Raw genomic sequence first — 22,084 nt, 5'->3', positions numbered from 1 at the left:
TTGAAAAAACAATTTGCAGTTATTGGATTAGGCCGTTTTGGTGGTAGTATATGCAAATCATTGAGTCAACAGGGGATGGAAGTTCTCGCAATTGATATGGATGAGGACAAAGTTAATGAATTTTCCTCCGTAGCAACGCACGCTGTTATCGCAGATTCAACGGATGAGAGCGTACTTAAAAACTTAGGTATTCGAAATTTCGATCACGTAATTGTGGCGATCGGAGATAATATTCAATCAAGTATTTTGACAACATTGATTCTGAAAGAGCTAGGCGTTAGTAATATCACTGTAAAAGCTCAAAATGATTACCACGAAAAAGTATTGAACAAAATCGGTGCTGATAAAATCGTCCATCCAGAACGAGATATGGGGATGAGAATTGCTCATAATATCATCTCAAATAGCGTACTTGATTATTTAGAGCTTTCTGATGAGCACAGTATCGTCGAACTGATTGCAAACTCAAGAATGGACAATAAAACAATTATTGAATTAGATATTCGTGCCAAATACGGTGCTAATATCGTCGCGATTAAGAATGGTGATGATATCATCGTTTCACCTCAAGCAGATCAGAAGATCTACAAAGGGGATATTTTGATCGTGATCGGTTCAGATCAAGATATCAACCGTTTAGAGCGTCAGTTACTTAATAGAGATTAGATCAGAAAGGCCCGCCTGTTAAGCTGTTAAGCTACAGGTGGGCCTTTATTTATCCGAGAAGTGAATTAATAGTAGTCAACCTAATAGTACGGAAAGTTTAATTTCGTATTAAATGTTTCCAGTAGGAGTGAACACCCCTTGACTCCCGTGGTCCAACGGGCGTTCGAGACTCGGAGCGGAATGGTGTTATCCGCTTTGAGGCTCGGGCGTTCGTCCACAGGAAAGCAAGGGGTGTTCAAGCTCCTACGGCATGGGAAGCACCATACATACTACATATCTAAAAACAAAAAAATGCCCACTTGTCAGATGACAGGTGGGCATTCTCGTTTATTAGATCTCCATGATGATCGGTAGGATCATTGGACGACGTTTTGTTTTCTCATATAAGAATGGTGCAAGAGTATCTGTGATTTCGTTTTTGATCTCAGACCACTGACTTGTACGCTTTTCCATTACGCCATTAAGATGCTTCGATAGAAGATCTTGAGCGTCATTGATTAGATCGCCTGATTCTCTCATGTATACGAAGCCACGAGAGATGATGTCAGGACCTGAAAGGATTTTGAATTCTTTCATGTTGATGCTGACAACTACGATAACAAGACCTTCTTCAGAAAGAATCTTACGGTCACGTAGCACGATGTTACCAATATCACCGATACCTTTACCATCTACATAAACAGAACCAGATGGAATCTTACCACTGATTGAAGCTTCATTTTCGCTAAGAGCAAGGACTTCACCGTTATCCATGATGAAAGAGTTATCTTGTGGAATGCCACAGTCTTGCGCAAGCTTCGTATGCATTTTAAGCATTCTATATTCACCGTGAATAGGCATAAAGAATTTCGGCTTAATGAGACGAAGCATTAATTTCTGCTCATCCTGACCACCGTGTCCAGAAGTGTGAATATCACTAAGTTTGTGATGAATCACGTCAGCTCCAGCACGAGAAAGTTGGTTGATGATTCTCGATACGCTCACCTGATTCCCAGGGATAGGTGAGGAAGAGAAGACCACCGTGTCACCAGGGATGATTTGAATTTGACGGTGAGTAGCGTTAGCAATTCTAGAAAGAGCTGCCATCGGTTCACCCTGGCTTCCAGTACATAGGATTGTTACCTGGTTTTCTGGAAGGCGATTAATTTGGTGTGCGTCAATAAATGTATCCTTAGGCGCACGAATATAACCGAGTTCTTGTCCAATCGTGATATTTGCTTCCATACTACGTCCGAATACAGCTACCTTACGTCCGTTCGCTACCGCAGCTTCTACAACTTGTTGAAGTCGATGAATGTTAGATGCGAACGTCGCGAAGATTACACGACCATCAACTTTTCTAAAGATATCTTGAATTGTTTCACCAACGCGGCTTTCAGACATTGTAAAGCCAGGGACTTCACTGTTTGTTGAGTCAGAAAGGAGAGCAAGAACGCCTTCTTTACCGATCTCAGCCATTTTCGTAAGGTTTGCTGGTTCACCTACTGGAGTAAAGTCAAATTTGAAATCTCCTGTGTGTACGATGTTACCTGGTGGTGTTTTGACAACAACACCGAATGAATCTGGAATACTGTGTGTTGTTCTGAAGAACGCAACTGACGTTTTTCTGAATTTAATAATGTCGTCTTCTGTGATTTCGTTAAGGGAAGCCCCTCTTAGTAGACCGTGTTCTTCAAGTTTGTTGCGAATAAATCCTAATGCAAGCTTACCACCGAAAATCGGAACGTTAAGTTCACGAAGTAAGTATGGAATACCGCCGATATGGTCTTCGTGACCATGTGTAATAAAGAGTCCTTTAATCTTATCCTGATTTTTCACAAGATAAGAGTAGTCAGGAATAACGTAGTCGATTCCTAGTAACTCTTCTTCAGGAAATTTTATTCCTGCGTCAACCAGGATAATTTCATCCTGGAATTGAATACCGTACGTGTTTTTGCCGATTTCTCCTAGTCCACCGAGTGCAAAAACGGCTGTTTGATGATTTTTTACAAATTTCATAGTTTATACATTCTCCAATTCAAAGTGCTCTGATTTTTGCTCGAATTCTAGAAATTCATCTTCTACTGTTTGAATGAATTCGATATTGTAGTTTCGTTCCTTTAATTTATAGCGAACTTCCCGTTCAGAATTAGCCTCAACGTACAGGCTCTTTGTTCGCTCTCTTACAGGAACCTCCTTTTTTGTTTCTTGATAGTAAACCTTATAAATCATTCTAAATCTCTCCTTAACCAAGACAATTTGTGTGCATCTCCATTTATTATATAGGAAATTGGTTTCTTTTTCATGTTTCAAATAGATTTTCCATAATAAAAATAGAGATTTACCGCGTCATGAAAGGAAAAATTCTTATTCTGATACGATCGGTGATTGAGGAAAAAAGATGTTTTTTAGCGATTTTTTAATTTTTTTCTTCATTTTTGAGTACATTCTCTTCATTCCTTTCCTGATGGTCTAGTGGTTTTATTATTCGTATTGAACCAAAAAAATAGTTAGGAAACAGATGGAAATGAATGAAGAGACAAGAGTACCCTATTCATGTAAGATGGAATGGTACAAAACGAACGAGGAGGAGAATGAATGAGGCTGTTTCTCGCCCTGTTATCACTAAGCTTGATATGGGGAATGTCTTTTATGTTTATCAAAATACTCGTTCCAGCTGTAGGGCCGATGGGCGTAGTATTCTATCGTTGTTTGTTCGGTGCAATAGCAATATTGGTTTATCTCATTGCTAAAGGGCGGGTCAGCAACTTATTTAAAAAGCTCCCATGGGGCAGCTTGATTCTAGTTGGAATGTTGAATGCACTTATACCATGGGGGTTAATCGCTTTTAGTGAAGAGAGAATTTCGAGCAGTCTAGCAGCAGCGTTAAATGCTACGACTCCTTTATTTACAGGAATCCTAGGAGCACTATTCTTTTCACGAGTCCTGAAGGCGAGGCAGTGGTCAGGTGTTATTATCGGCTTTATTGGCATTCTATTTCTTATTGAGTTTGATGTGGGCTCTTTCTTTCAAGAGGACTGGGTTGGAATAGTCCCGATGCTAGTTGCCACTGCATGCTATGGCTATGCCTCACAATTCGCGAAGAAGAACCTAGCAAACGTCCCGGTGGATATCATGGCGATCATGACGCTAACAGTCGGTGCTGTAGGAGGAGCGATCATGATGCTTATTACAGGAGATGCTCCTTCATTTACTCCAATCATCGAACGTGATATCCTATTATCGCTAATAGGGCTAGGAGTGTTTGGGTCTGGTATAGGTTATCTTCTCTTCTTTTATATGATTCAAAAAGGAACTGCAGAGTTCGCTACGCTAGTAACATACCTTGTTCCTGTGACCGCATTGTTCTGGGGAAGTGCTCTCCTTGGTGAGGCTGTGACGCTCCCTATGATTGTTGGATTGTTATTTATTTTTACCGGGGTATATTTATCAGGCCGGAAGACAAAGACGGAACGGAATCATCTAAGAAAGACAGCATAAATAGAAAAGATAGGTGAGAGAGATGATGAATGATAAAATTGTTTTCTTCGATATAGATGGTACATTATTAGATCACGACAAAAAAATTCCAGTTTCTACAAGAGAGGCTCTTAAAGAGTTAACGAACAAAGGTGTAACTGTAGCGATAGCGACAGGAAGAGCTCCGTTTATGTTCAAAGACCTAAGAGAGGAGTTAGCGGTCGATGCCTTCATTAGTTTTAATGGACAGTATGTTAAGCATAAAGAAGACATTGTACAAACGAACCCTCTTAGCAGAGAAGAAATTATTTCGCTTGAAGAAGCAGCTAAGGAAAACGGACATCCTATGGTGTTTCTTGACCATGAAGCAATGATGAGCAATCACGACAAGCACCCTCATATTATGAAAAGCATGGATGACCTGAAGATGCATTATCCAGGGTTTAATCCTACCTACTACCATGACCGTGAAATCTATCAAGCATTATTGTTCTGTCAAAGTGAAGAAGAGTCGAATTATCGAGATGCATACGGTAATTTTGATTTCATTCGTTGGCATGACTTCTCGATGGATGTTATCCCTCCCGGAGGCTCGAAAGCACGAGGGATTGAAGCGATGATTTCTCACCTTGGTTTTAAACGAGAAAACACGTACGCATTTGGAGATGCCCTAAACGATATTGAGATGCTTAAGTATGCAGGAACTGGTGTCGCAATGGGGAACGCCTATCAAGAAGCAAAAGATGCAGCGGATTTTGTTACGGACCCAGTAGATGAAGATGGGATTCGGAATGGTTTGATAAAAGCAGGATTGTTGTAAAAAAAAGAATCGCGCCTAGGCGCGATTCTTTTTTTGCTGCTATCGTTGAAGAGGAGAGATTTCTTTTGCCTCATCTTCATTAATTCTGTCATAAAACATGACGCCATCTAAATGGTCGATTTCATGCTGTACAACGATTGATGGTAGACCTTTTAGTCTTAATTTAAGCGGGTTTCCTTCTATATCAAATCCTTTTACTGTAATTCTCGCATAACGAGGTACAGCTCCAGGCACTTCTCGATCCACAGAAAGACAACCTTCGCCACCTTCTAAGTATGTTTTTTCCACCGAATGGCTGATAATCTTAGGGTTCATGATTCCATAACTATAAAGGTTTCCTCTATGATCTGTCACATGAACGGCAAACATTCTTTTGCCAATTCCGATTTGTGGTGCGGCGATGCCGATACCTGATCGTAGCTCATACTCTAAAGCAGTCTCAGGATCCTGGCTGTTGATTAGAAATTGAAGCATATCACTAAGTATCTGCTTTTCTTCCTCTGAAGCAGGGAGTTCAACTTCTTGTGCAACTTGAGTAAGAATGGGATCTCCTTCTCTACGTATATCTTTCATTGTTAACATATTCATGTTCACTCCTATCATCACGGACTCTCACAATTTAAGTATACTGAATTCACTTAGATGTGTGTACAAACAACATCTACCTTCTAACTATTAGTTTAGCATACGACTTACCATGATAACATATTTCCTAACGCGATCAGTGTGCTAGAAATTGATGAATAATCAGTCTCAGTGGATATGTTAATACGATGAATTTGTGATAAAACGACTGTTCTATTGGCTGATAGAATATGGTATAGTAATCAAAGATATGAAATCATTGGTATTAATTGGAGATGTGGGGGGACTATTGTTGTCGAGAGTTAACCGAGTAGGAATCATTTCTCTTTTTTTCTGTTTTCTCATCCTGGTAGGTTGTCAGTTCGGTGAGAGTACTGAGGAAAAGATGTATAACCATTTAGAAGAAGCTGTAGCTCTAGAGGACCAATTTAGAGAACAGCAATCACCACTAGCGAAAGCTGAAAAGAAAGAACAGGCCCTTTATGATGAGATCGTTGCACTGAGCATGGATGAGTTTGATAAGATCAAATCTCTTTCAACTGAAGCTGAAGCTCTCACTAAGAAGAGACTGGAATACTTGAACAATGAAAAGGAAAGCATTGACAAGGCATACGAAGAGTTTAAAGATACGAAAGACTTACGTGATGACCTTGAAGGTGAAAAGGTTCAAGAAAGTGCTAAGTCACTTATCGAGAAGATGGATAAGCGTTACAACGCGTACCAAAGTCTTTATAAAGAATACAAAGCAGCGATTGAATTAGATAAGAAGCTATATACGATGCTGCAAGATAAAGAATTAACGCTTGAGCAACTACAAGAGCAAATCAAGAAAGTAAACGAACAATATACAAAAGTCTCAAAACAAAAAGAAGAGTTCAATAAGTATACAACTGAATTCAACGAAGCAAAAAAAGCTTTTTATAAAGCTGCAGACTTAAACGTTAATTATGGTGAATAAAACAAAGCCGCTCAAATAATTGAGCGGCTTTCGGCTTGTTTGGAAACCTTGATTAGTTGGCCGTAATTCCGTAGGAGAACACACCTTGACTCAGACTGTGGTGCATGTGGTTATGATTAAGTAGGCGTCTGCTTTCAATCTATCCGTTTTCAATTGCTTTTGTATCGGCATCACACAAAATCTAGATAGGAGCGGGAGGATGCTCACCGCACGTCCCGCGGAAAGCGAGCATCCTGGAGAGGAAATCTCCACCATAACAATGGCAGATCGTCCTTAAGACTTTGTCGACACTCTGAAAACAGTCCAAATAGTTTAGCTGTTTTTTCTATGTATCGTTATAAAACACAATTGATTGTACTGATACAGTTTCACTTTTTAGGTTATAACAGTTTTGTGTGTTTCTTAAAAGGGTATTTTTAAAAGCTAATAATTGACTATATAGATACTGTATTGTAAACTAAAAAACGAACTTACTCATGAAGAGAAACACTCCCTTATATTTACTGATACAGTTATAAAAACGCAGTAGTACATAGTACTAGGGGTTATTTCTTCAGAAATAAGGGTATGAAATTGAGTGTTGTCTTTAGTGGCACAAATTTATTGAAACAAACTGTCATTTAATAAAGGCTAAATGGACATGCTAGATATGTCAGAAAACTGAACGACCCACTCATAATTGCACTATGCAATTTAATAATTTATCTCTTTATGAATGAAAGGATGAGGTGAAAGGTATGGGGACAAAAACCCTTGAAAACATTGAAGGCCAATTCGAAATGTTTCAGATTCTAAATGAAAACGGCGAAATTATTAATGAAGAGGCTATGCCAGAACTAACTGACGAGCAACTTCAAGAACTTATGCGCCGCATGGTTTATACACGTATTCTTGATCAACGTTCAATCTCTTTGAACCGTCAAGGACGTCTAGGATTCTATGCTCCAACTGCAGGACAAGAAGCTTCTCAGCTAGGAAGCCAATTTGCACTTGATAAAGAAGACTGGATTCTTCCAGGTTACCGTGATGTACCACAGCTAATTTGGCACGGACTTCCTCTATATAAAGCGTTTTTATTCTCTCGTGGACACTTTGTAGGAAACCAGGCTGACGGACTTAACATGTTGAGCCCACAAATCATTATCGGAGCTCAAATTACTCAGACTGCTGGTGTTGCACTTGGACTTAAGAAAAAAGGTAAGAAAAACGTTGCAATCACTTACACTGGTGATGGCGGTGCGTCACAAGGTGATTTCTACGAAGGAATGAACTTTGCTGGTGCTTATGCTGCTCCTGCTATCTTTGTTGTTCAAAACAACCGCTTTGCGATTTCAGTACCTGTTGAAAAGCAATCTGCTGCTAAGACGATTGCTCAAAAAGCAGTGGGTGTTGGAATTTATGGCGTTCAGGTAGATGGAATGGACGTATTAGCTGTTTATAAAGCAGTTACGGATGCTCGTGAGCGTGCAATCAACGGTGAAGGTCCGACTCTTATCGAGACGATGACTTACCGTTATGGTCCACATACAATGGCTGGTGATGATCCAACTCGTTACCGTTCAGAAGACTTGGACAGCGAATGGGAGAAGAAAGACCCAATCGTTCGTTTCCGTAAGTATCTTGAAAGCAAGGACCTTTGGTCTGAAGATAAAGAGAATGAAGTAGTTGAAAAGGCGAAGGAAGAAATCAAAGCTGCCATTAAACAAGCAGACAAAACTCCGAAGCAAAAAGTAACAGATCTAATGGGTCTCATGTATGAAGAGCTTCCTCAGAACCTTCGCGAGCAATACGAAGAATATAGTGCAAAGGAGTCGAAGTAAGCTATGGCGCAAATGACAATGATTCAAGCAATCACTGATGCGATGCGTATCGAGTTAAAGAATGACGAGAACGTACTCGTATTTGGTGAAGATGTAGGACAAAACGGCGGCGTTTTCCGTGCGACAGAAGGACTTCAAAAAGAATTTGGTGAGGATCGTGTATTCGACACGCCGCTAGCAGAATCTGGAATTGGCGGTATGTCTATCGGTCTTGCACTAACTGGCTTTAGACCGGTACCAGAGATTCAGTTCTTTGGCTTCGTTTACGAAGTTATGGATGCAATCTCCGGACAAATGGCACGTTTACGCTACCGTTCTGGCGGCTCTTTCAACGCGCCAATCACGGTTCGTTCTCCATTTGGTGGCGGTGTTAAAACACCAGAACTTCATGCTGATAGCCTTGAAGGACTTATGGCTCAACAGCCTGGTCTTAAAGTCGTTATCCCTTCAAACCCTTATGATGCAAAAGGACTTCTAATTTCTGCGATTCGTGATAATGATCCAGTTATTTTCCTTGAGCATATGAAATTGTACCGTTCTTTCCGTCAAGAAGTACCTGAGGAAGAATATACAATTGAAATTGGTAAAGCTGATGTGAAACGTGAAGGATCAGACGTTACAATCGTAACGTACGGTGCGATGGTTCAGGCTTCTCTAAAAGCTGCAGAAGAGCTTGAAAAAGAGGGCATTAATGCTGAAGTTATCGACCTTCGTACAGTTAGCCCACTAGATATCGATACAATTATCGCTTCTGTTGAGAAAACAAACCGTGCGATCGTTGTACAAGAAGCACAAAAACAAGCAGGTATTGCTGCAAGTGTCGTTGCTGAAATCAATGACCGCGCGATCCTTAGCCTAGAAGCTCCTGTACTACGTGTTACGGCACCTGATACAGTGTTTGCTTTCTCTGCTGCAGAGGATGTTTGGCTTCCGGATCATACTGATATTATCGAAAAAGCAAAAACAGTCGTTAACTTTTAATTAAAGTTAACAAGAATAAAAAATAATGAAGTGAAGTGCATTTGCGCTTCGCTTCAGACATTATAAAAGCTAATTTTTTTTACAAATAGGAGGCGAAGTCCTGTGGCATATGAATTCAAAATGCCGGATATCGGTGAAGGTATCCATGAAGGTGAAATCGTAAAATGGTTCGTTAAAAAGGGTGACGAAGTAAAAGAGGATGACATCCTTGCTGAAGTACAAAACGACAAGGCTGTTGTAGAAATCCCTTCTCCAGTAGACGGCACGGTTAAAGACGTTCACGCTGAAGAAGGAGCTACAGTCGTAGTTGGAGATGTAGTCATCACATTCGACGCTGAAGGTTATGATGACGGTTCTGAAGAAGAATCTGCAGAAGAGCCAAAGGCTGAAGAAAAAGAAGAGCCGAAAGAAGAAGCTCCTAAGAGTGAAAGTGCTGAATCAACACCTGCAGAAGATGACGAGGAAGATGCAGATCCGACTAAGCGCGTTATCGCTATGCCTGCAGTACGTAAATATGCACGCGAAAATGGTGTGAAGATCTCTAAAGTATCTGGTTCTGGAAAGAACGGTCGTGTTCTTAAAGAGGATATCGATACTCACATCAATGGCGGTGGCCAAGAAGCAGCAGCGCCAGCTGAAGAAGAGAAAACAGAAGCTAAAGGTCAAGAGCAAGAAGCAGCATCAGCAACTTCAGCTCCTGCGGCATCAGCACAACCTGAAACTCGTGAGAAGATGAAAGGTATGCGTAAGGCAATCGCTAAAGCGATGGTAAACTCCAAGCATACTGCACCTCACGTAACTCACATGGATGAAATTGTTGTTACAGATCTTGTTGCTCATCGTAAGAAGTTCAAGCAATATGCGGCTGATAAAGACGTTAAGTTAACTTATCTCCCATACGTAGTGAAAGCTCTTGTGTCTGCACTTCGTGAATTCCCAATGCTTAATGCTTCTATCGACGATTCAACTGATGAGATCGTACACAAGCATTATTACAACATCGGAATCGCTGCAAACACAGACGCTGGACTAGTTGTACCTGTTGTGAAAGATGCAGATCGTAAGCCACTTCTTAATGTTTCTTCTGAAATTAATGAGTTGGCTAAAAAAGCTCGCGATGGTAAACTATCAGGGGACGACATGAAAGGTAGCACGTGCACAATTTCTAACCTGGGTTCTGCAGGCGGACAATGGTTCACGCCTATCATTAACAACCCGGACGCTGCTATTCTTGGAATCGGTCGTATTGAAGAGAAGCCAGTTGTTATCGATGGTGAAATCGTTGCAGCTCCAGTACTTGCTCTATCAATCAGTTACGACCACAGACTAATCGATGGAGTAACTGCTCAATTGGCACTTAATCACATCAAACGTCTGTTGAACGATCCACAACTCTTAATGATGGAGGCGTAAAATTATGGTAGTAGGAGATTTTCCAATCGAACTAGACACACTTGTAGTAGGAGCAGGACCTGGTGGTTATGTAGCAGCTATTCGTGCTGCACAGCTTGGTCAAAAAGTTGCAATCGCAGACAAAGGAACTCTTGGTGGCGTTTGCCTAAACGTTGGATGTATTCCTTCAAAAGCTCTAATCAATGCTTCACACAAATACGAAGACGCTAAGCATTCCGAAGACATCGGAATCACTTCTGAAAACGTATCAGTAGACATGAAGAAAGTACAAGAATGGAAATCTTCCGTTGTTAACAAGCTTACTGGTGGTGTAGAAGGTCTTATGAAAGCTAACAAAGTAGACGTGATCAGCGGTGAAGTTTACTTTGTAGATAAGAACACTGTTCGTATTATGGATGACAAGAACTCTCAAACGTATACATTTAACAACTGCATCATTGCAACAGGTTCTCGTCCAATCGAACTTCCAAGCTTTAAATGGAGCAAGCGCGTGATTTCTTCAACAGGAGCTCTAGCGCTAGATGAGGTTCCTAAGAAGATGGTTGTAATCGGCGGAGGTTACATCGGAATCGAACTTGGTTCTGTATATGCTAACTTTGGTACTGAAGTAACGATCCTTGAAGGTACGAAGACGATCCTTCCTGGATTCGAAAAACAAATGAGCACGCTTGTTTCTCGTCGTCTTAAGAAGAAAGGTAATGTTGAAATCATTACTGAAGCAATGGCTAAAGGCGTTGAAGAAACAGACGAAGGCGTTACCGTTACAGCTGAAATCAAAGGTGAAACGAAGACGTTTGATGCTGATTATGTACTCGTTACTGTTGGCCGTAAGCCAAACACAGAAGAAATTGGTCTTGAAGAACTTGGAGTTGAAATGACTGACAAAGGTCTTGTTAAGATCGACAAGCAGTGCCGTACAAACTTCGATAACATCTACGCTATTGGTGATATTGTTGAAGGTCCAGCACTTGCACACAAAGCTTCTTACGAAGGTAAAGTTGCTGCTGAAGCAATCAGCGGTGAAGCTGCTGAAATCGATTATCTTGCTATTCCTGCTGTTGTATTCTCTGAACCTGAACTTGCTTCAGTTGGTTATACAGAGCAAGAAGCGAAAGATGAAGGCTTCGATGTGAAAGCATCTAAGTTCCCATTCGGTGCAAATGGCCGTGCGCTATCTCTAAACGACAGCGAAGGGTTCATGAAGCTCATCACTCGTAAGGAAGATGGTCTTGTAATCGGTGCTCAAATTGCTGGTCCTAATGCATCTGATATGATTGCAGAACTAGGTCTTGCAATTGAAGCTGGTATGACAGCTGAAGATATCGCCCTTACAATCCATGCTCACCCAACTCTAGGTGAGATCACTATGGAAGCTGCAGAAGTAGCAATTGGAACACCAATCCACATTGCATAAGTAATCAAAGGAAAGCCCTGGTCATCGAACCAGGGCTTTTTTGTATGATTAGAAGAGCATACCCATTGCTTGTAGAGCATATAGGTAAAGTGGGGGTGATAGGGCTTGGCTAGAATGGCAATCGTTCTACTTTTTCACATTGCGGCATGGAGTACATTAGTCGTAGTCTTACAACTTTCATCTCATGATCGACTTTTCTTTAAGGCCATCATGGTCGTCATGTTTTTATATGTAATCGTTGCGTCTTCAATTAGAGTTATACCAAAAATGAAAACAGTGGCTTTCGTTACAGGCGCTTCAACACTTGCTTTTATCCTTATCCAAACGTTATGCCATATCATATAAAAAATCCCTCACCGAAATTGGTGAGGGATTTATAGTGTTCAGAGACACTCTGGTTATTGTGCTCCCTCTACTGTAAGAGTGAATATTGTTTGACTCCTACTGGGTAGCAATCAATCACAGCAAACGATCCGATCGATCCTGATTAAGAAGGCAGCTACTTCATTCTCTATCCGTTGTTTTAGTGGCTTTGTTTTTCTCGAAATCCTACATTTAATGTAGATTGGAGCGGAAGGATGCTCGACTCCAGCGGGATGTGCGGGACAGGTGAGACCCCGGAGGCGCAACGTTTTTTTGCTCTGAGAAGGCTCATCGCCCGCCCAGCGGAAAGCGAGCATCCTGGAGTGGAAATAACCACCTCACCGTGGCAGATGGTTTTTATGACGTTCTCGAAACACTAAAAATCCCTCACCGGAATTGGTGAGGGATTTAATGTCTTTATTCATCTTTTTTTGGTGGTCGAGATGGAAGCTTTTCTTCCTTTAATGCTTTCAGTAATGAGAAGACCATACCGATTATAATAATTGCAAATGGGAAGGCAGCTATAATGGAAGCCGTTTGAAGGGCACCGAGTCCACCAGACCATAGCAGTACTGCAGCTGCAGAAGACTGAATGACGCCCCAAGTTAGCTTAACACCAGTTGATGGGTTCAAGCTTCCGTTGGTCGTCTGCATTCCAAGAACAAACGTAGCAGAGTCTGCAGATGTAATGAAGAACGTACTGATAAGCAAAATAGCAATCACTGACATGAATGTACCGAGTGGGAACTGTTCAAGAACAGCGAACAATGCAACTTCCATTCCCTGGTTACTAATAATGTCGTAAACGCCTGTTCCAGCCATATCTAGCGAAATCGCAGAACCGCCGAAAACTGAGAACCAAAGTGCTCCGAAGATTGTAGGTACGAGTAGTACACCCAGTACGAATTCGCGAATCGTTCTACCTTTTGAAACGCGGGCGATAAAGGTACCAACAAATGGAGCCCATGCAATCCACCAAGCCCAGTAGAAGATTGTCCAACTTTGAATCCAAGATGAACCTTCGAATGGACGCATGCGTAAGCTCATGCTTGGTAGGTTTTGAATGTAAGAACCTAGTGTTGAAGTGAATAAATCCATAATAAAGTTTGTAGGTCCTGCAAATAGCAAGAAGAACATAAGCAAAATGGCGAGGACAATATTTGTGTTACTTAAATATTTAATCCCTCGAGAAATACCAGTTGTGGCAGAAATCATGTAAAGAACTGTTACAACTAAAATGATCACGAGTTGTGTGGTAAATGAGTTCTCTATATCAGTTAAATAAGAAATTCCGCCACCGATTTGAGATGCCCCAAACCCTAGTGACGTTGCAACGCCAAATACTGTAGCGAAAACAGCGATCACATCGATTAGTTTACCGATCGGACCGTATACTCGGTCACCAAGTAATGGTTGGAACACAGCGCTCACAACACCAGGAGCCCCTCTTCTAAATTTAAAGTAGGCAAGAGCAAGTGCAACTACTGTATAAATGCCCCATGGGTGCAAGCCCCAGTGGAAGAAACTATAGCGGAATGCAAGCCTTGCAGCTTCATCGGATTCCGGAGAAGCCCCTGCTGGTGGTGTATAGTAGTGAAACATTGGTTCAGCTACACCCCAGAAGACAAGACCGATTCCCATTCCTGCTGAGAATAACATGGCGAACCAGGTAATCGTGCTGTACTCTGGACGGTCAGAATCTTTACCTAGACGGATTCTACCGAACTTAGAAAAGATAAGGTAGATCGCGAAAATAAGAAATGCAGAAGCTGCTAATAAATAGAACCACCCAAACTTCACTTGTAAAAACGTTTGAAGAGAGGAGGTGGACGAATCTAGAGACTCTGGAGCGATTGTACCCCAAATAATGAAGATGAGGGTCAATGCAGCAGAGATCATAAATACTCTCGTAAGCTTATTCATTGTAAATCACACCTTTCAATAAATACTTTTAAATTGTTATTCAACCATCGTGAATCTGCCGGGTAATGTAAGAGATAAATAAAAACTATGTGTACTAAATGTTGCCCCCGGGTTCAGGAAAATATGCGAACGATAAACACGATCCCTAATTCTACCTCGCCACTATACAGTACGAAAAAAGGCACGTTCTCTAGTATATGGGTTGAGAAATAGCTTGTAAAGTATTTTGGCATGGCAGAAGATTAGTCAGAATAATGCCGGAATTTACAAAAATATAATTGGTTAAATGTGACATTCTTCTCTTTCTACTTTCTAACCATTCGTTTATGATTAGAAAAGACTAGATGTAGGGGAGAGGGAGAGAATGAAGAAATCATTTCAAATGTTAACAGTCATCGTAATCATGTTGCTTGCTGCATGTTCAACTGATGCAAATTCGAACGCGGAGGAAAGCACAAGCAATAAAGAGAAAGAAGTTACAGCAAACGAAGAAACTGAGAGCTCAGAAGGTGACAAAGAGGATAATAAGGAAGAGAATAATAAAGAAGATGAAAATATAGAAGAAGAGCCTGAAGCTAAGGAAAAGGTAGAAAAGAAATATACGCTAAATCCAGCTTTCTGGGGTTTTGAACCGATCGGCGAAGCTAAGTCAGATGCTGTACTTCTTACCATTGATGATGCTCCAGATGAGCACGCGGTTGAAATGGCAAAAACGCTAAAAGAATTAGATGCACCTGCTATATTCTTTGTGAATGGTCACTTTATGGATACTGAAGAAGAAAAAGCGAAGGTTAAAGAGATTCATGATATGGGGTTTGAAATCGGAAATCATACGATGACCCACTCAGACTTGAAATCCCTGTCTGAAGAGAAACAGCGCGAGGAAATCGTAAAGTTAAATGATATGATCGAGGAAGTCATCGGGGAGCGCCCGACATTTTTCAGAGCTCCTTTCGGTTCTAATACCGACTTTTCAAAAGCGTTAGTAAAAGAGGAAGGCATGCTTTTGATGAACTGGACTTACGGGTATGATTGGAACAAAGAATACCAAAACAAAGCTGCAATTACAGATATCATGGTGAATTCACCGCTGCTTCAAGACGGTGCAAACTTATTAATGCATGATCGAGACTGGACTGCTGCTGGACTTTCAGATATTGTGAAAGGTTTAAGAGACAAAGGATATAGCATGATTGATCCAGAGACAATCGATACAGAGTTGAAATAGCAGGATATAAAATCATTGAAAACTAGCTGTATCGCTTTCCGTCAGATGAACGCTGAACTAACGCTTTCGTAGGCTGAAAGCGTTAATCGTAATGGGGAGCTCGCCGACATGGACAGGTGTTCAATTTACCTGCTTAGCCAGGTAAACTATTTTAATTAAAATAAAAAAGTAACCAGTCATACATGGCTGGTTACTTTTTTGTATGATACATCGTTCTTCCATTAAATAATGTTAGGTCACCATTTAGTTTGTTCGCAAGAAATTTACAGATCTCGTTTGCTTTCGATTTGTCTCCATGTGTTGAATAATCCGGTAAGACGATTTGAATAGCATCAGTAGTTAATCCAATCACCATTCCTCGATATTCCTCTGTTGTTCCTTTTAAGTAAAACCAGCTATCTGATTCTTCAGTTGTTTGATCCATTATGTTATACGGAAATGCAGAAGCGCCATAATCCCAAGAAAGCTGTTCTCCTGTTTTTTTAGTTATTTCCATATAATAGGTGAGAAATGTTTTTATTGTATCTAAATCTAGGTCATCGTGAGATTCAGGAGCAATATAGGCACTTTGTGGCAAGCTTGATTCCCCCTCTCTAATAGGTATAGTTTACCTTTGTATTAGTTTTCTGACAATTGGTTTGGACTGATTTCTCATAATAAGTATAGCCTATTTTTTTTGAACGCCTAATATCACTAAAAATTGGAACAAACCTTATTAATGTGATATACAATATAGTATTGACAAATCAATTGTGACACACTATTATGGAGATAAGCAAAACGGAAGCGTTTTCAAAACATACTTTGAGGGGTGTTAGAGATGGGAATCATCATATGCCAGACGTGCGAAAAAACGATTGATCATGTACTTGAAGACAAAGTGAGTACTTTGTATAGCAGATGTCCAGAGTGCAATAAGAAGGATCGAAAATAAGCGTTTAATCGAAAAGGAAGAGGTGGCAACCGCCACCTCTTCCTTATTTAATTGCTTTGTATTCTTTAATGACACGTAATGATTTTAATTCATCATCTTCTGGACCTTGAACAGGTAACCCAGCCTCGATGTTTTCTTCGATATACTTTAAGTTTTCATCCGTTATAATTTCACCAGGAATATAGATTGGAATACCCGGAGGATATACCATTATAAATTCAGCGATTACTCTACCTGCTGATTCCTCAATCGGAACGATTTCTGTGTCAGCGTAGAAGGCATCTCTTGGTGATACGGCTAACACTGGAATGTCAGGGACATGGACTGCGAATACTTTTGGATTGGACCCAACAGCCTCTCTAAAGGCTTCGACCATGTCTTTTAGAGCATGAACGAGTGCTGAAGTCGTTTCTTCATTGTCTCCAGGAGTGACAATACATAGAATGTTGTATAAATCAGAAAGCTCAACCTCAAGATTCGCTTCTTTACGTAACCAAATTTCTGCTTCATAGCCTGTAATACCAAGGTCGTGTACAGAAATAATTAGCTTTGTGGGGTCATAATCAAATGTTGCATTTGTACCTATTATTTCATCACCTACACAGTATAGAGGTGAAATTTCATTGATTTGATCACGTGTGCTTTCAGCAAGACGCACAGCCTGTTCGACGAGCTCGTAACCTTCAGTTGCTAGCCGTTTTCGTGCTACGTCTAGTGAAGCAAGTAAAAGATAAGAAGTTGATGTTGTCGTAAGCATACTGATAATCGTTTGTACTCGTTTTGCAGAGACTAGACCTTCCTTTACGTTGAGTACGGAACTTTGGGTCATCGATCCTCCTAGCTTATGCACACTCGTTGCTGCCATATCAGCACCAGCTTGCATAGCTGAAAGCGGGAGACGGTCATGGAAATGAATGTGAACGCCGTGTGCTTCATCCACGAGTACTGGCACTTCATAGTTATGTGCGATGGTCACGATTTCTTCAAGGTTTGCAGAAATACCAAAGTATGTTGGGTTGATAACAAGAACGCCTTTAGCATCTGGATGCTGTGCTAACGCTTTGCTAACAGCTTCAGGAGTGATACCGTGGGAAATGCCCAACTTCGGATCGATTTCCGGATGGATGAAGACAGGTGTGGCACCTGAGAAAATAATAGCTGACATAACTGATTTATGAACATTTCTAGGAACGATGATTTTATCTCCAGGTGAACAAACGGCCATCACCATCGTCATGATTGCACCGCTCGTTCCTTGAACTGAAAAGAATGTAGCATCAGCACCAAATGCTTCAGCCGCCAGGTCTTGGGCTTCTTTGATCATTCCGTGTGGGTGGTGGAGGTCATCCAAAGGACCGATATTGATCAAGTCGATCGAAAGAGCGTTATCACCAATAAAAGCCCGGAAATCAGGATCCATTCCGGTTCCTTTTTTATGTCCAGGTATGTGAAATTGAATTGGGTTTTTGTTAGCGTGTTTTAATAATCCTGAGAATAATGGTGTTTCGTTTTGTTGCAAATCAAGCACCTCTTTATCTATACTCTGTACCGAAGGGTTCCTTGATGAAAGATACAAACAAGGAATTCTTACGAAAAAAACAATAAATACCATAAACAAACTGAGTATAATCACATAACTCATTATTTGCAAGTTTTATTTTGAGTACCTATCTCCTATCCTTTTGTGAAAGGGATTTTAAATAAATTCTAGAACATTGTTAGAAAAGGAGGAGATGGCTAGTGAATTGGAATACTCGTTTAACAAGACTACTTGGTATTGAAAGACCGATTGTTCAAGGGGGTCTAGCGTATTTAGCTTATCATGAACTTGCTTCTGCAGTAAGTAATGCAGGCGGACTTGGACAGCTAACGGCGATGTCCATGGGCTCACCTGAATTATTAAAGGAAGAAATAAGGCTTACAAAAAGCAAAACCTCAAACCCATTTGGCGTGAATTTTGCGATTGGTCAGCACGGCAGGCCATTTGAGATGATGGTAGAAGCCGCACTTGATGAAGGAATTGACATCATCTCTGTTACAGGAGGAAACCCTAAGCCTGTATTCGATATGGTGAAGGGAACGAATACGAAAGTGCTCGTTTTGACTGCCGGGAAAAGACAAGCTGTTAAAGCGGAAGAACTTGGGGCTGACGCCGTTATGGTCGTTGGGCAAGAAGGTGGAGGTCACCTAGGCAAAGATGACACGAGTACGATGGTGCTTGTGCCACAGGTTGTAAATGCAGTAAGCATCCCAGTTATAGCTTCCGGCGGTATTGGAGATGGAAGAGGGCTGATGGCTGCACTTGCTCTAGGAGCAGAAGGAGTAGAGATGGGGACTAGATTTATAGCAACGAAGGAATGTACGCATGCCCATGAGTCTTATAAGAATCGAATTATTACTAGTAAAGAAACAGATACTGTTATTATTAAAAGAAGTCTCGGTGCCCCGGCAAGAGTGATTCGAAACCAATTTTCTGATCGTATACAAGAGATAGAGTCGAGGGCAGAGGGTTATGAGAGTCTTAAAGAATACATAAGCGGTGAAGCCAACAAACGTTTTATTTATGATGGTAAGGAAGAAGATGGTTTTGCCTGGGCAGGTCAAGTGATTGGCTCGATTCACGATGTTCCAACAGTAGGTGAGCTATTTGAACGGTTTGATAATGAGGCAAGTAAGGTAGTTGAAAAATGGAGTGAGCAGAAAGGGGTCAAAACATGAACGTGCAATATCCGATATCGATCGACTGGAGCAAAGAGGAAGTAATCAAGGTAGTTCAATTCTTTCAGACGGTAGAGAAAGCATACGATAATGGTGTGAGTAAAGGGGAGGTGCTCAATACTTATTCAGACTTTAAACAGGTTGTTCCTTCTAAGTCAGAAGAGAAGCAAATGTTTAAGCAGTTTGATAAAGATACAGGCTTTTCAACATATCATACTGTGAAGGAAGCAAGAGAAACAGAGCGGGAAAAGGTCTTGATGAATAAGTAAAGGAGGGGTTTTCACCCCTCCTTTGTTATTTCTTCCTTCATTGACATGTGGTAGATCGGCACTAGTGTTTCAAATGTATTTTTGATGGTTTGAATGAATTTTTCTCCATCCTTTAATAGAGGGTCATCACTTCGGAAATGTCTTCCTATTAGAAACTCCCCTTTTTTTACGTCTCTAAATCGTGTTAACGCATCTTCAAGATTCACATCGTGAATAGGTTTGCTTGCTGATTTCTTTGTGTGATCAGTTGAAACCATATAGGAAGTAGGAATCGTTTCTTTCAATTGATCGATATTTGAAAGCAACATAGATGCCATGTCTTTTTTGCCAGGAAGCTCATAAATATAAGCTAACCACACAAATACATGATCATCGAAAAGTCCGATTTGAAAATGTGGATGCTTTTTGTACCCACGGTTGTTGTGAGAGAAGGCCATCCATGTATCAGCTGGTGGGTTTTTGGTTCTCCTCAAATGTCTCGCGATATGAAGGTGCATTTCATTTCCTACAAGAACTTCAAGGTCACTCTTTAGTTCATTGCTTATTTCTTCGAACTTAGGCTGGATGCGAGTTTGGATGGCTTCCATCCGTGGTTGGAGACCATCTATATCAAACGTCTCAAAATCCTCTGTTGAAAAACCTTTAAATGACATAATTTCCTCCAATAAGCCAAGATTTTATGAAAATAGTGTACCATAAAACGACAAAGTGTATGAAAGATGACGAACTGTGCGCACTTTAAGGTTTGAAAGATAGGTGAAAGAGGAAAAATAGTACTAAATAAAGAGGTTGCATACTTTGCCTTTGAGGCATAAGATAAAGTAAGCAAAAGCAGAAAAGTCAGAATATTCAGTCTTGTACCTTGACAGTCACAGGCTACTGCTTTGACGAAAACTTTGAGAGGGGTGTAGGTTACCATGAAACAGGTGATTCAATCTTTGCAGAGAAATGAAGCAGAGAAGCGTATTCCGGTTTTGAAGATGGAAATTGATTATGAGTTGGCAACACTACACGATGCGATGATTGCAAGCGACAAGGATGGAATGGTTAAGTGCAAAGATAAGCTAGAAGAACTAAGGCAGGAAATGATTCGACTGGAAGCTTGATTGTACGAACCTTGCAAAAAGGTTCGTTTTTTCTTTTTTTCCTGTCATAATAAGAGATAGACAAAGCTAAAAGGAGTTCGAATCATGACAAAGCAAACGAATATGGAAAACATTTATCAAGATGCGAAGCGCTGGATTCGTGAGGCCGGTAAAGATATTATTGCCTCGTTTAAAACTTCCTACAGCATCGATACAAAAAGCAATCCAAACGACCTTGTGACGGATATTGATAAACAAACTGAGAAATTCTTCATTGAAAAAATAAATAACCACTACCCAAATCATCGAATCATGGGTGAAGAAGGTTTTGGTGATCAAGTTGAGGATACAAGCGGAATTATTTGGTTCCTCGATCCGATCGATGGGACGATGAATTTTGTTCATCAACAAACAAACTTTGCAATATCGATCGGAATATATGAAGATGGAATCGGCAAAGTAGCTCTTATCTATGATGTTACGAAGGACGAGCTCTACCATTGTATAAAAGGTGAAGGCCTTTTCATAAACGATGAGAAACAAGCAGCTTTAAATCCAGTAGAACTATCTGAGACTTTACTTGCCATCAACGCGACATGGGTAACAGAGAATCACAGAATTGATCCTCGAACATTTTCACCCCTCTTAAAGAAAATCAGAGGGACCAGGTCCTATGGAAGCGCAGCGATTGAAATGGCATATGTAGCAGCAGGAAGATTAGATGGTTATGTTTCATTAAGACTCGCTCCCTGGGATTTTGCAGCGGGTAAAATCCTTATCGAAGAAGTTGGCGGTATTTGCACAACTGTAGATAATAAGCCGATCGATATTCTTAAGAAAAACACAATATTCGTTGGTAACGAATCATTTCACACGCATGTACAAAAGAATTATATACAGCCTGCGATCGATCAAAATTTCTATCTGAAGAAACCATCATCGTAATGTTGAAAGAGGAACCGTTCGGAAATGAACAAGCTGAGTTGCTGTTCCAATGGACGGAAAGTGATGAAGCATGGTACGTAAAAGAGTTAGGTAGGCAACCGACGAAATCTGAATTGATTTCCTATATTCAAACGTATGATGGTTTCGGATGTAAATGGACGAAATGGATGCAAGAAGGTGAACCAGTTGCAGTGAGCTGTGTGCATCCAAGTGCCCCATCCAATAAGAAGCCATGGCTTGGTACGGTTGTGGTAAACCCGAAATTGAGAAGAAGAGGAATCGGAAAAGCCGTTATCGCTAGACACCTTCAAACGATGGATAACGTATTGTTTGCTGGTCTTCCATATGAGTGCATCAACTGGAGTATCTTTCTAGGAAAATGCGGGTTTGAACAATACGGAATAGAAGAAGATGAGGGAAAAGAATATCTGATCATGGTATGTCCAACGTAACGATCACAAGATCAAAGAAGGCTTCGTCCATTAAATTAATTACACAAGTAT

General features: G+C 40.7%; 23 protein-coding genes. 16 read left to right on the top strand and 7 right to left on the bottom strand.

Features of this window, described 5'->3' with window-relative positions:
* Nucleotides 1-666 carry a potassium channel family protein gene (locus tag SJY16_RS12040; RefSeq protein ID WP_224881665.1) on the top strand — a complete coding sequence of 222 codons (666 nt, stop codon included), beginning with the start codon at nt 1-3 and terminating at the stop codon, nt 664-666.
* A gap of 330 nt (nt 667-996) precedes the next feature.
* Here the strand turns inward: SJY16_RS12040 and rnjA are convergent, their stop codons facing one another.
* Nucleotides 997-2,664, bottom strand: coding sequence for a ribonuclease J1 (gene rnjA, locus SJY16_RS12035; RefSeq protein WP_377889469.1), 1,668 nt, complete (start codon nt 2,662-2,664; stop codon nt 997-999).
* A 3-nt stretch (nt 2,665-2,667) separates the two neighbouring features.
* On the bottom strand, nt 2,668-2,877 hold the full coding sequence (locus SJY16_RS12030; protein WP_224881676.1) for a DNA-dependent RNA polymerase subunit epsilon: 210 nt from the start codon (nt 2,875-2,877) through the stop codon (nt 2,668-2,670).
* Nucleotides 2,878-3,243: 366 nt separating this feature from the next.
* On the opposite strand from SJY16_RS12030, the gene SJY16_RS12025 reads away from it, so the two are divergent.
* Nucleotides 3,244-4,146, top strand: coding sequence for a DMT family transporter (locus SJY16_RS12025; protein ID WP_377889467.1), 903 nt, complete (start codon nt 3,244-3,246; stop codon nt 4,144-4,146).
* Between the two features lie 25 nt (nt 4,147-4,171).
* Nucleotides 4,172-4,945, top strand: coding sequence for a Cof-type HAD-IIB family hydrolase (locus tag SJY16_RS12020; protein ID WP_377892210.1), 774 nt, complete (start codon nt 4,172-4,174; stop codon nt 4,943-4,945).
* 39 nt (nt 4,946-4,984) lie between these two features.
* Here the strand turns inward: SJY16_RS12020 and def are convergent, their stop codons facing one another.
* Nucleotides 4,985-5,527, bottom strand: coding sequence for a peptide deformylase (gene def, locus SJY16_RS12015; RefSeq protein WP_377892208.1), 543 nt, complete (start codon nt 5,525-5,527; stop codon nt 4,985-4,987).
* Nucleotides 5,528-5,822: 295 nt separating this feature from the next.
* Here def and SJY16_RS12010 point away from each other — a divergent pair, with 295 nt between their 5' ends.
* The 6 genes from SJY16_RS12010 to SJY16_RS11985 all read left to right on the top strand — a co-directional run bounded on the left by SJY16_RS12010 (nt 5,823) and on the right by SJY16_RS11985 (nt 12,461).
* Complete coding sequence (locus SJY16_RS12010; protein WP_377889465.1) at nt 5,823-6,488, top strand: YkyA family protein; 666 nt, start codon at nt 5,823-5,825, stop codon at nt 6,486-6,488.
* Between the two features lie 737 nt (nt 6,489-7,225).
* Nucleotides 7,226-8,308, top strand: a complete 1,083-nt coding sequence (gene pdhA, locus SJY16_RS12005; RefSeq protein WP_377889463.1) for a pyruvate dehydrogenase (acetyl-transferring) E1 component subunit alpha — start codon at nt 7,226-7,228, stop codon at nt 8,306-8,308.
* Between the two features lie 3 nt (nt 8,309-8,311).
* Nucleotides 8,312-9,289: an alpha-ketoacid dehydrogenase subunit beta gene (locus SJY16_RS12000; protein WP_224881688.1), complete on the top strand. Its 978-nt coding sequence runs from the start codon at nt 8,312-8,314 to the stop codon at nt 9,287-9,289.
* Between the two features lie 102 nt (nt 9,290-9,391).
* A complete protein-coding gene (locus SJY16_RS11995; RefSeq protein ID WP_377889461.1) occupies nt 9,392-10,702 on the top strand; it encodes a dihydrolipoamide acetyltransferase family protein in 1,311 nt (436 codons plus the stop codon).
* Nucleotides 10,703-10,706: 4 nt separating this feature from the next.
* Nucleotides 10,707-12,116 carry a dihydrolipoyl dehydrogenase gene (lpdA, locus tag SJY16_RS11990; RefSeq protein WP_377889459.1) on the top strand — a complete coding sequence of 470 codons (1,410 nt, stop codon included), beginning with the start codon at nt 10,707-10,709 and terminating at the stop codon, nt 12,114-12,116.
* Nucleotides 12,117-12,221: 105 nt separating this feature from the next.
* On the top strand, nt 12,222-12,461 hold the full coding sequence (locus tag SJY16_RS11985) for a hypothetical protein (RefSeq protein WP_377889458.1): 240 nt from the start codon (nt 12,222-12,224) through the stop codon (nt 12,459-12,461).
* 435 nt (nt 12,462-12,896) lie between these two features.
* On the opposite strand, the gene SJY16_RS11980 is transcribed toward SJY16_RS11985, so the two are convergent.
* Nucleotides 12,897-14,402, bottom strand: coding sequence for a glycine betaine uptake BCCT transporter (locus SJY16_RS11980; RefSeq protein WP_377889456.1), 1,506 nt, complete (start codon nt 14,400-14,402; stop codon nt 12,897-12,899).
* Nucleotides 14,403-14,766: 364 nt separating this feature from the next.
* On the opposite strand from SJY16_RS11980, the gene SJY16_RS11975 reads away from it, so the two are divergent.
* The gene (locus SJY16_RS11975; protein WP_377889454.1) at nt 14,767-15,630 is read left to right on the top strand and encodes a polysaccharide deacetylase family protein; all 864 of its coding nucleotides are present in this window, start codon (nt 14,767-14,769) and stop codon (nt 15,628-15,630) included.
* Nucleotides 15,631-15,820: 190 nt separating this feature from the next.
* On the opposite strand, the gene SJY16_RS11970 is transcribed toward SJY16_RS11975, so the two are convergent.
* Entirely contained in the window at nt 15,821-16,207 is a 387-nt protein-coding gene (locus SJY16_RS11970) for a DUF1885 family protein (protein WP_377889452.1), read from the bottom strand.
* A gap of 243 nt (nt 16,208-16,450) precedes the next feature.
* Between SJY16_RS11970 and SJY16_RS11965 the strand changes: the two genes are divergently transcribed.
* Nucleotides 16,451-16,564: a GapA-binding peptide SR1P gene (locus tag SJY16_RS11965; RefSeq protein ID WP_224881701.1), complete on the top strand. Its 114-nt coding sequence runs from the start codon at nt 16,451-16,453 to the stop codon at nt 16,562-16,564.
* A 43-nt stretch (nt 16,565-16,607) separates the two neighbouring features.
* Here SJY16_RS11965 and SJY16_RS11960 read toward each other — a convergent pair whose 3' ends face one another.
* Nucleotides 16,608-18,083, bottom strand: a complete 1,476-nt coding sequence (locus tag SJY16_RS11960; protein WP_377889450.1) for an aminotransferase class I/II-fold pyridoxal phosphate-dependent enzyme — start codon at nt 18,081-18,083, stop codon at nt 16,608-16,610.
* A 221-nt stretch (nt 18,084-18,304) separates the two neighbouring features.
* On the opposite strand from SJY16_RS11960, the gene SJY16_RS11955 reads away from it, so the two are divergent.
* Together SJY16_RS11955 and SJY16_RS11950 are read left to right on the top strand one after the other, a co-directional pair.
* Nucleotides 18,305-19,282: an NAD(P)H-dependent flavin oxidoreductase gene (locus SJY16_RS11955; protein ID WP_377889448.1), complete on the top strand. Its 978-nt coding sequence runs from the start codon at nt 18,305-18,307 to the stop codon at nt 19,280-19,282.
* Entirely contained in the window at nt 19,279-19,551 is a 273-nt protein-coding gene (locus SJY16_RS11950; protein WP_377889446.1) for a UPF0223 family protein, read from the top strand. Before SJY16_RS11955 ends, SJY16_RS11950 begins: the two co-directional genes overlap by 4 nt.
* 11 nt (nt 19,552-19,562) lie before the next feature.
* Here the strand turns inward: SJY16_RS11950 and SJY16_RS11945 are convergent, their stop codons facing one another.
* On the bottom strand, nt 19,563-20,204 hold the full coding sequence (locus SJY16_RS11945) for a DUF1054 domain-containing protein (protein WP_377889444.1): 642 nt from the start codon (nt 20,202-20,204) through the stop codon (nt 19,563-19,565).
* A 264-nt stretch (nt 20,205-20,468) separates the two neighbouring features.
* Here SJY16_RS11945 and SJY16_RS11940 point away from each other — a divergent pair, with 264 nt between their 5' ends.
* From SJY16_RS11940 to SJY16_RS11930, 3 genes are all read left to right on the top strand, one after another.
* Complete coding sequence (locus SJY16_RS11940) at nt 20,469-20,657, top strand: hypothetical protein (RefSeq protein WP_377889442.1); 189 nt, start codon at nt 20,469-20,471, stop codon at nt 20,655-20,657.
* 84 nt (nt 20,658-20,741) lie between these two features.
* Nucleotides 20,742-21,581: an inositol monophosphatase family protein gene (locus tag SJY16_RS11935; protein WP_377889440.1), complete on the top strand. Its 840-nt coding sequence runs from the start codon at nt 20,742-20,744 to the stop codon at nt 21,579-21,581.
* Nucleotides 21,581-22,033 carry a GNAT family N-acetyltransferase gene (locus tag SJY16_RS11930; protein ID WP_377889438.1) on the top strand — a complete coding sequence of 151 codons (453 nt, stop codon included), beginning with the start codon at nt 21,581-21,583 and terminating at the stop codon, nt 22,031-22,033. The genes SJY16_RS11935 and SJY16_RS11930 overlap by 1 nt, the downstream gene beginning before the upstream one ends.
* The last annotated feature ends 51 nt before the right edge of the window (nt 22,034-22,084 follow it).

The sequence above is a fragment of the Alkalihalobacillus sp. R86527 genome (assembly GCF_042466185.1).
Taxonomy (GTDB): Bacteria; Bacillota; Bacilli; order Bacillales; family Guptibacillaceae; genus Guptibacillus.
This window is presented reverse-complemented; position numbering and strand designations above follow the sequence as displayed.

Excerpts from the sequence above, each read along its gene's own strand:
- SJY16_RS11980 (WP_377889456.1), bottom strand. The coding sequence starts at position 14,402 with ATGAATAAGCTTACGAGAGTATTTATGATCTCTGCTGCATTGACCCTC.
- SJY16_RS11935 (WP_377889440.1), top strand. The coding sequence starts at position 20,742 with ATGACAAAGCAAACGAATATGGAAAACATTTATCAAGATGCGAAGCGC.
- SJY16_RS11975 (WP_377889454.1), top strand. The coding sequence starts at position 14,767 with ATGAAGAAATCATTTCAAATGTTAACAGTCATCGTAATCATGTTGCTT.
- SJY16_RS11950 (WP_377889446.1), top strand. The coding sequence starts at position 19,279 with ATGAACGTGCAATATCCGATATCGATCGACTGGAGCAAAGAGGAAGTA.
- SJY16_RS12025 (WP_377889467.1), top strand. The coding sequence starts at position 3,244 with ATGAGGCTGTTTCTCGCCCTGTTATCACTAAGCTTGATATGGGGAATG.
- rnjA (WP_377889469.1), bottom strand. The coding sequence starts at position 2,664 with ATGAAATTTGTAAAAAATCATCAAACAGCCGTTTTTGCACTCGGTGGA.
- SJY16_RS12020 (WP_377892210.1), top strand. The coding sequence starts at position 4,172 with ATGAATGATAAAATTGTTTTCTTCGATATAGATGGTACATTATTAGAT.
- def (WP_377892208.1), bottom strand. The coding sequence starts at position 5,527 with ATGTTAACAATGAAAGATATACGTAGAGAAGGAGATCCCATTCTTACT.
- SJY16_RS11930 (WP_377889438.1), top strand. The coding sequence starts at position 21,581 with ATGTTGAAAGAGGAACCGTTCGGAAATGAACAAGCTGAGTTGCTGTTC.
- SJY16_RS11965 (WP_224881701.1), top strand. The coding sequence starts at position 16,451 with ATGGGAATCATCATATGCCAGACGTGCGAAAAAACGATTGATCATGTA.
- SJY16_RS11940 (WP_377889442.1), top strand. The coding sequence starts at position 20,469 with ATGAAACAGGTGATTCAATCTTTGCAGAGAAATGAAGCAGAGAAGCGT.
- lpdA (WP_377889459.1), top strand. The coding sequence starts at position 10,707 with ATGGTAGTAGGAGATTTTCCAATCGAACTAGACACACTTGTAGTAGGA.
- pdhA (WP_377889463.1), top strand. The coding sequence starts at position 7,226 with ATGGGGACAAAAACCCTTGAAAACATTGAAGGCCAATTCGAAATGTTT.
- SJY16_RS12000 (WP_224881688.1), top strand. The coding sequence starts at position 8,312 with ATGGCGCAAATGACAATGATTCAAGCAATCACTGATGCGATGCGTATC.
- SJY16_RS11945 (WP_377889444.1), bottom strand. The coding sequence starts at position 20,204 with ATGTCATTTAAAGGTTTTTCAACAGAGGATTTTGAGACGTTTGATATA.
- SJY16_RS12030 (WP_224881676.1), bottom strand. The coding sequence starts at position 2,877 with ATGATTTATAAGGTTTACTATCAAGAAACAAAAAAGGAGGTTCCTGTA.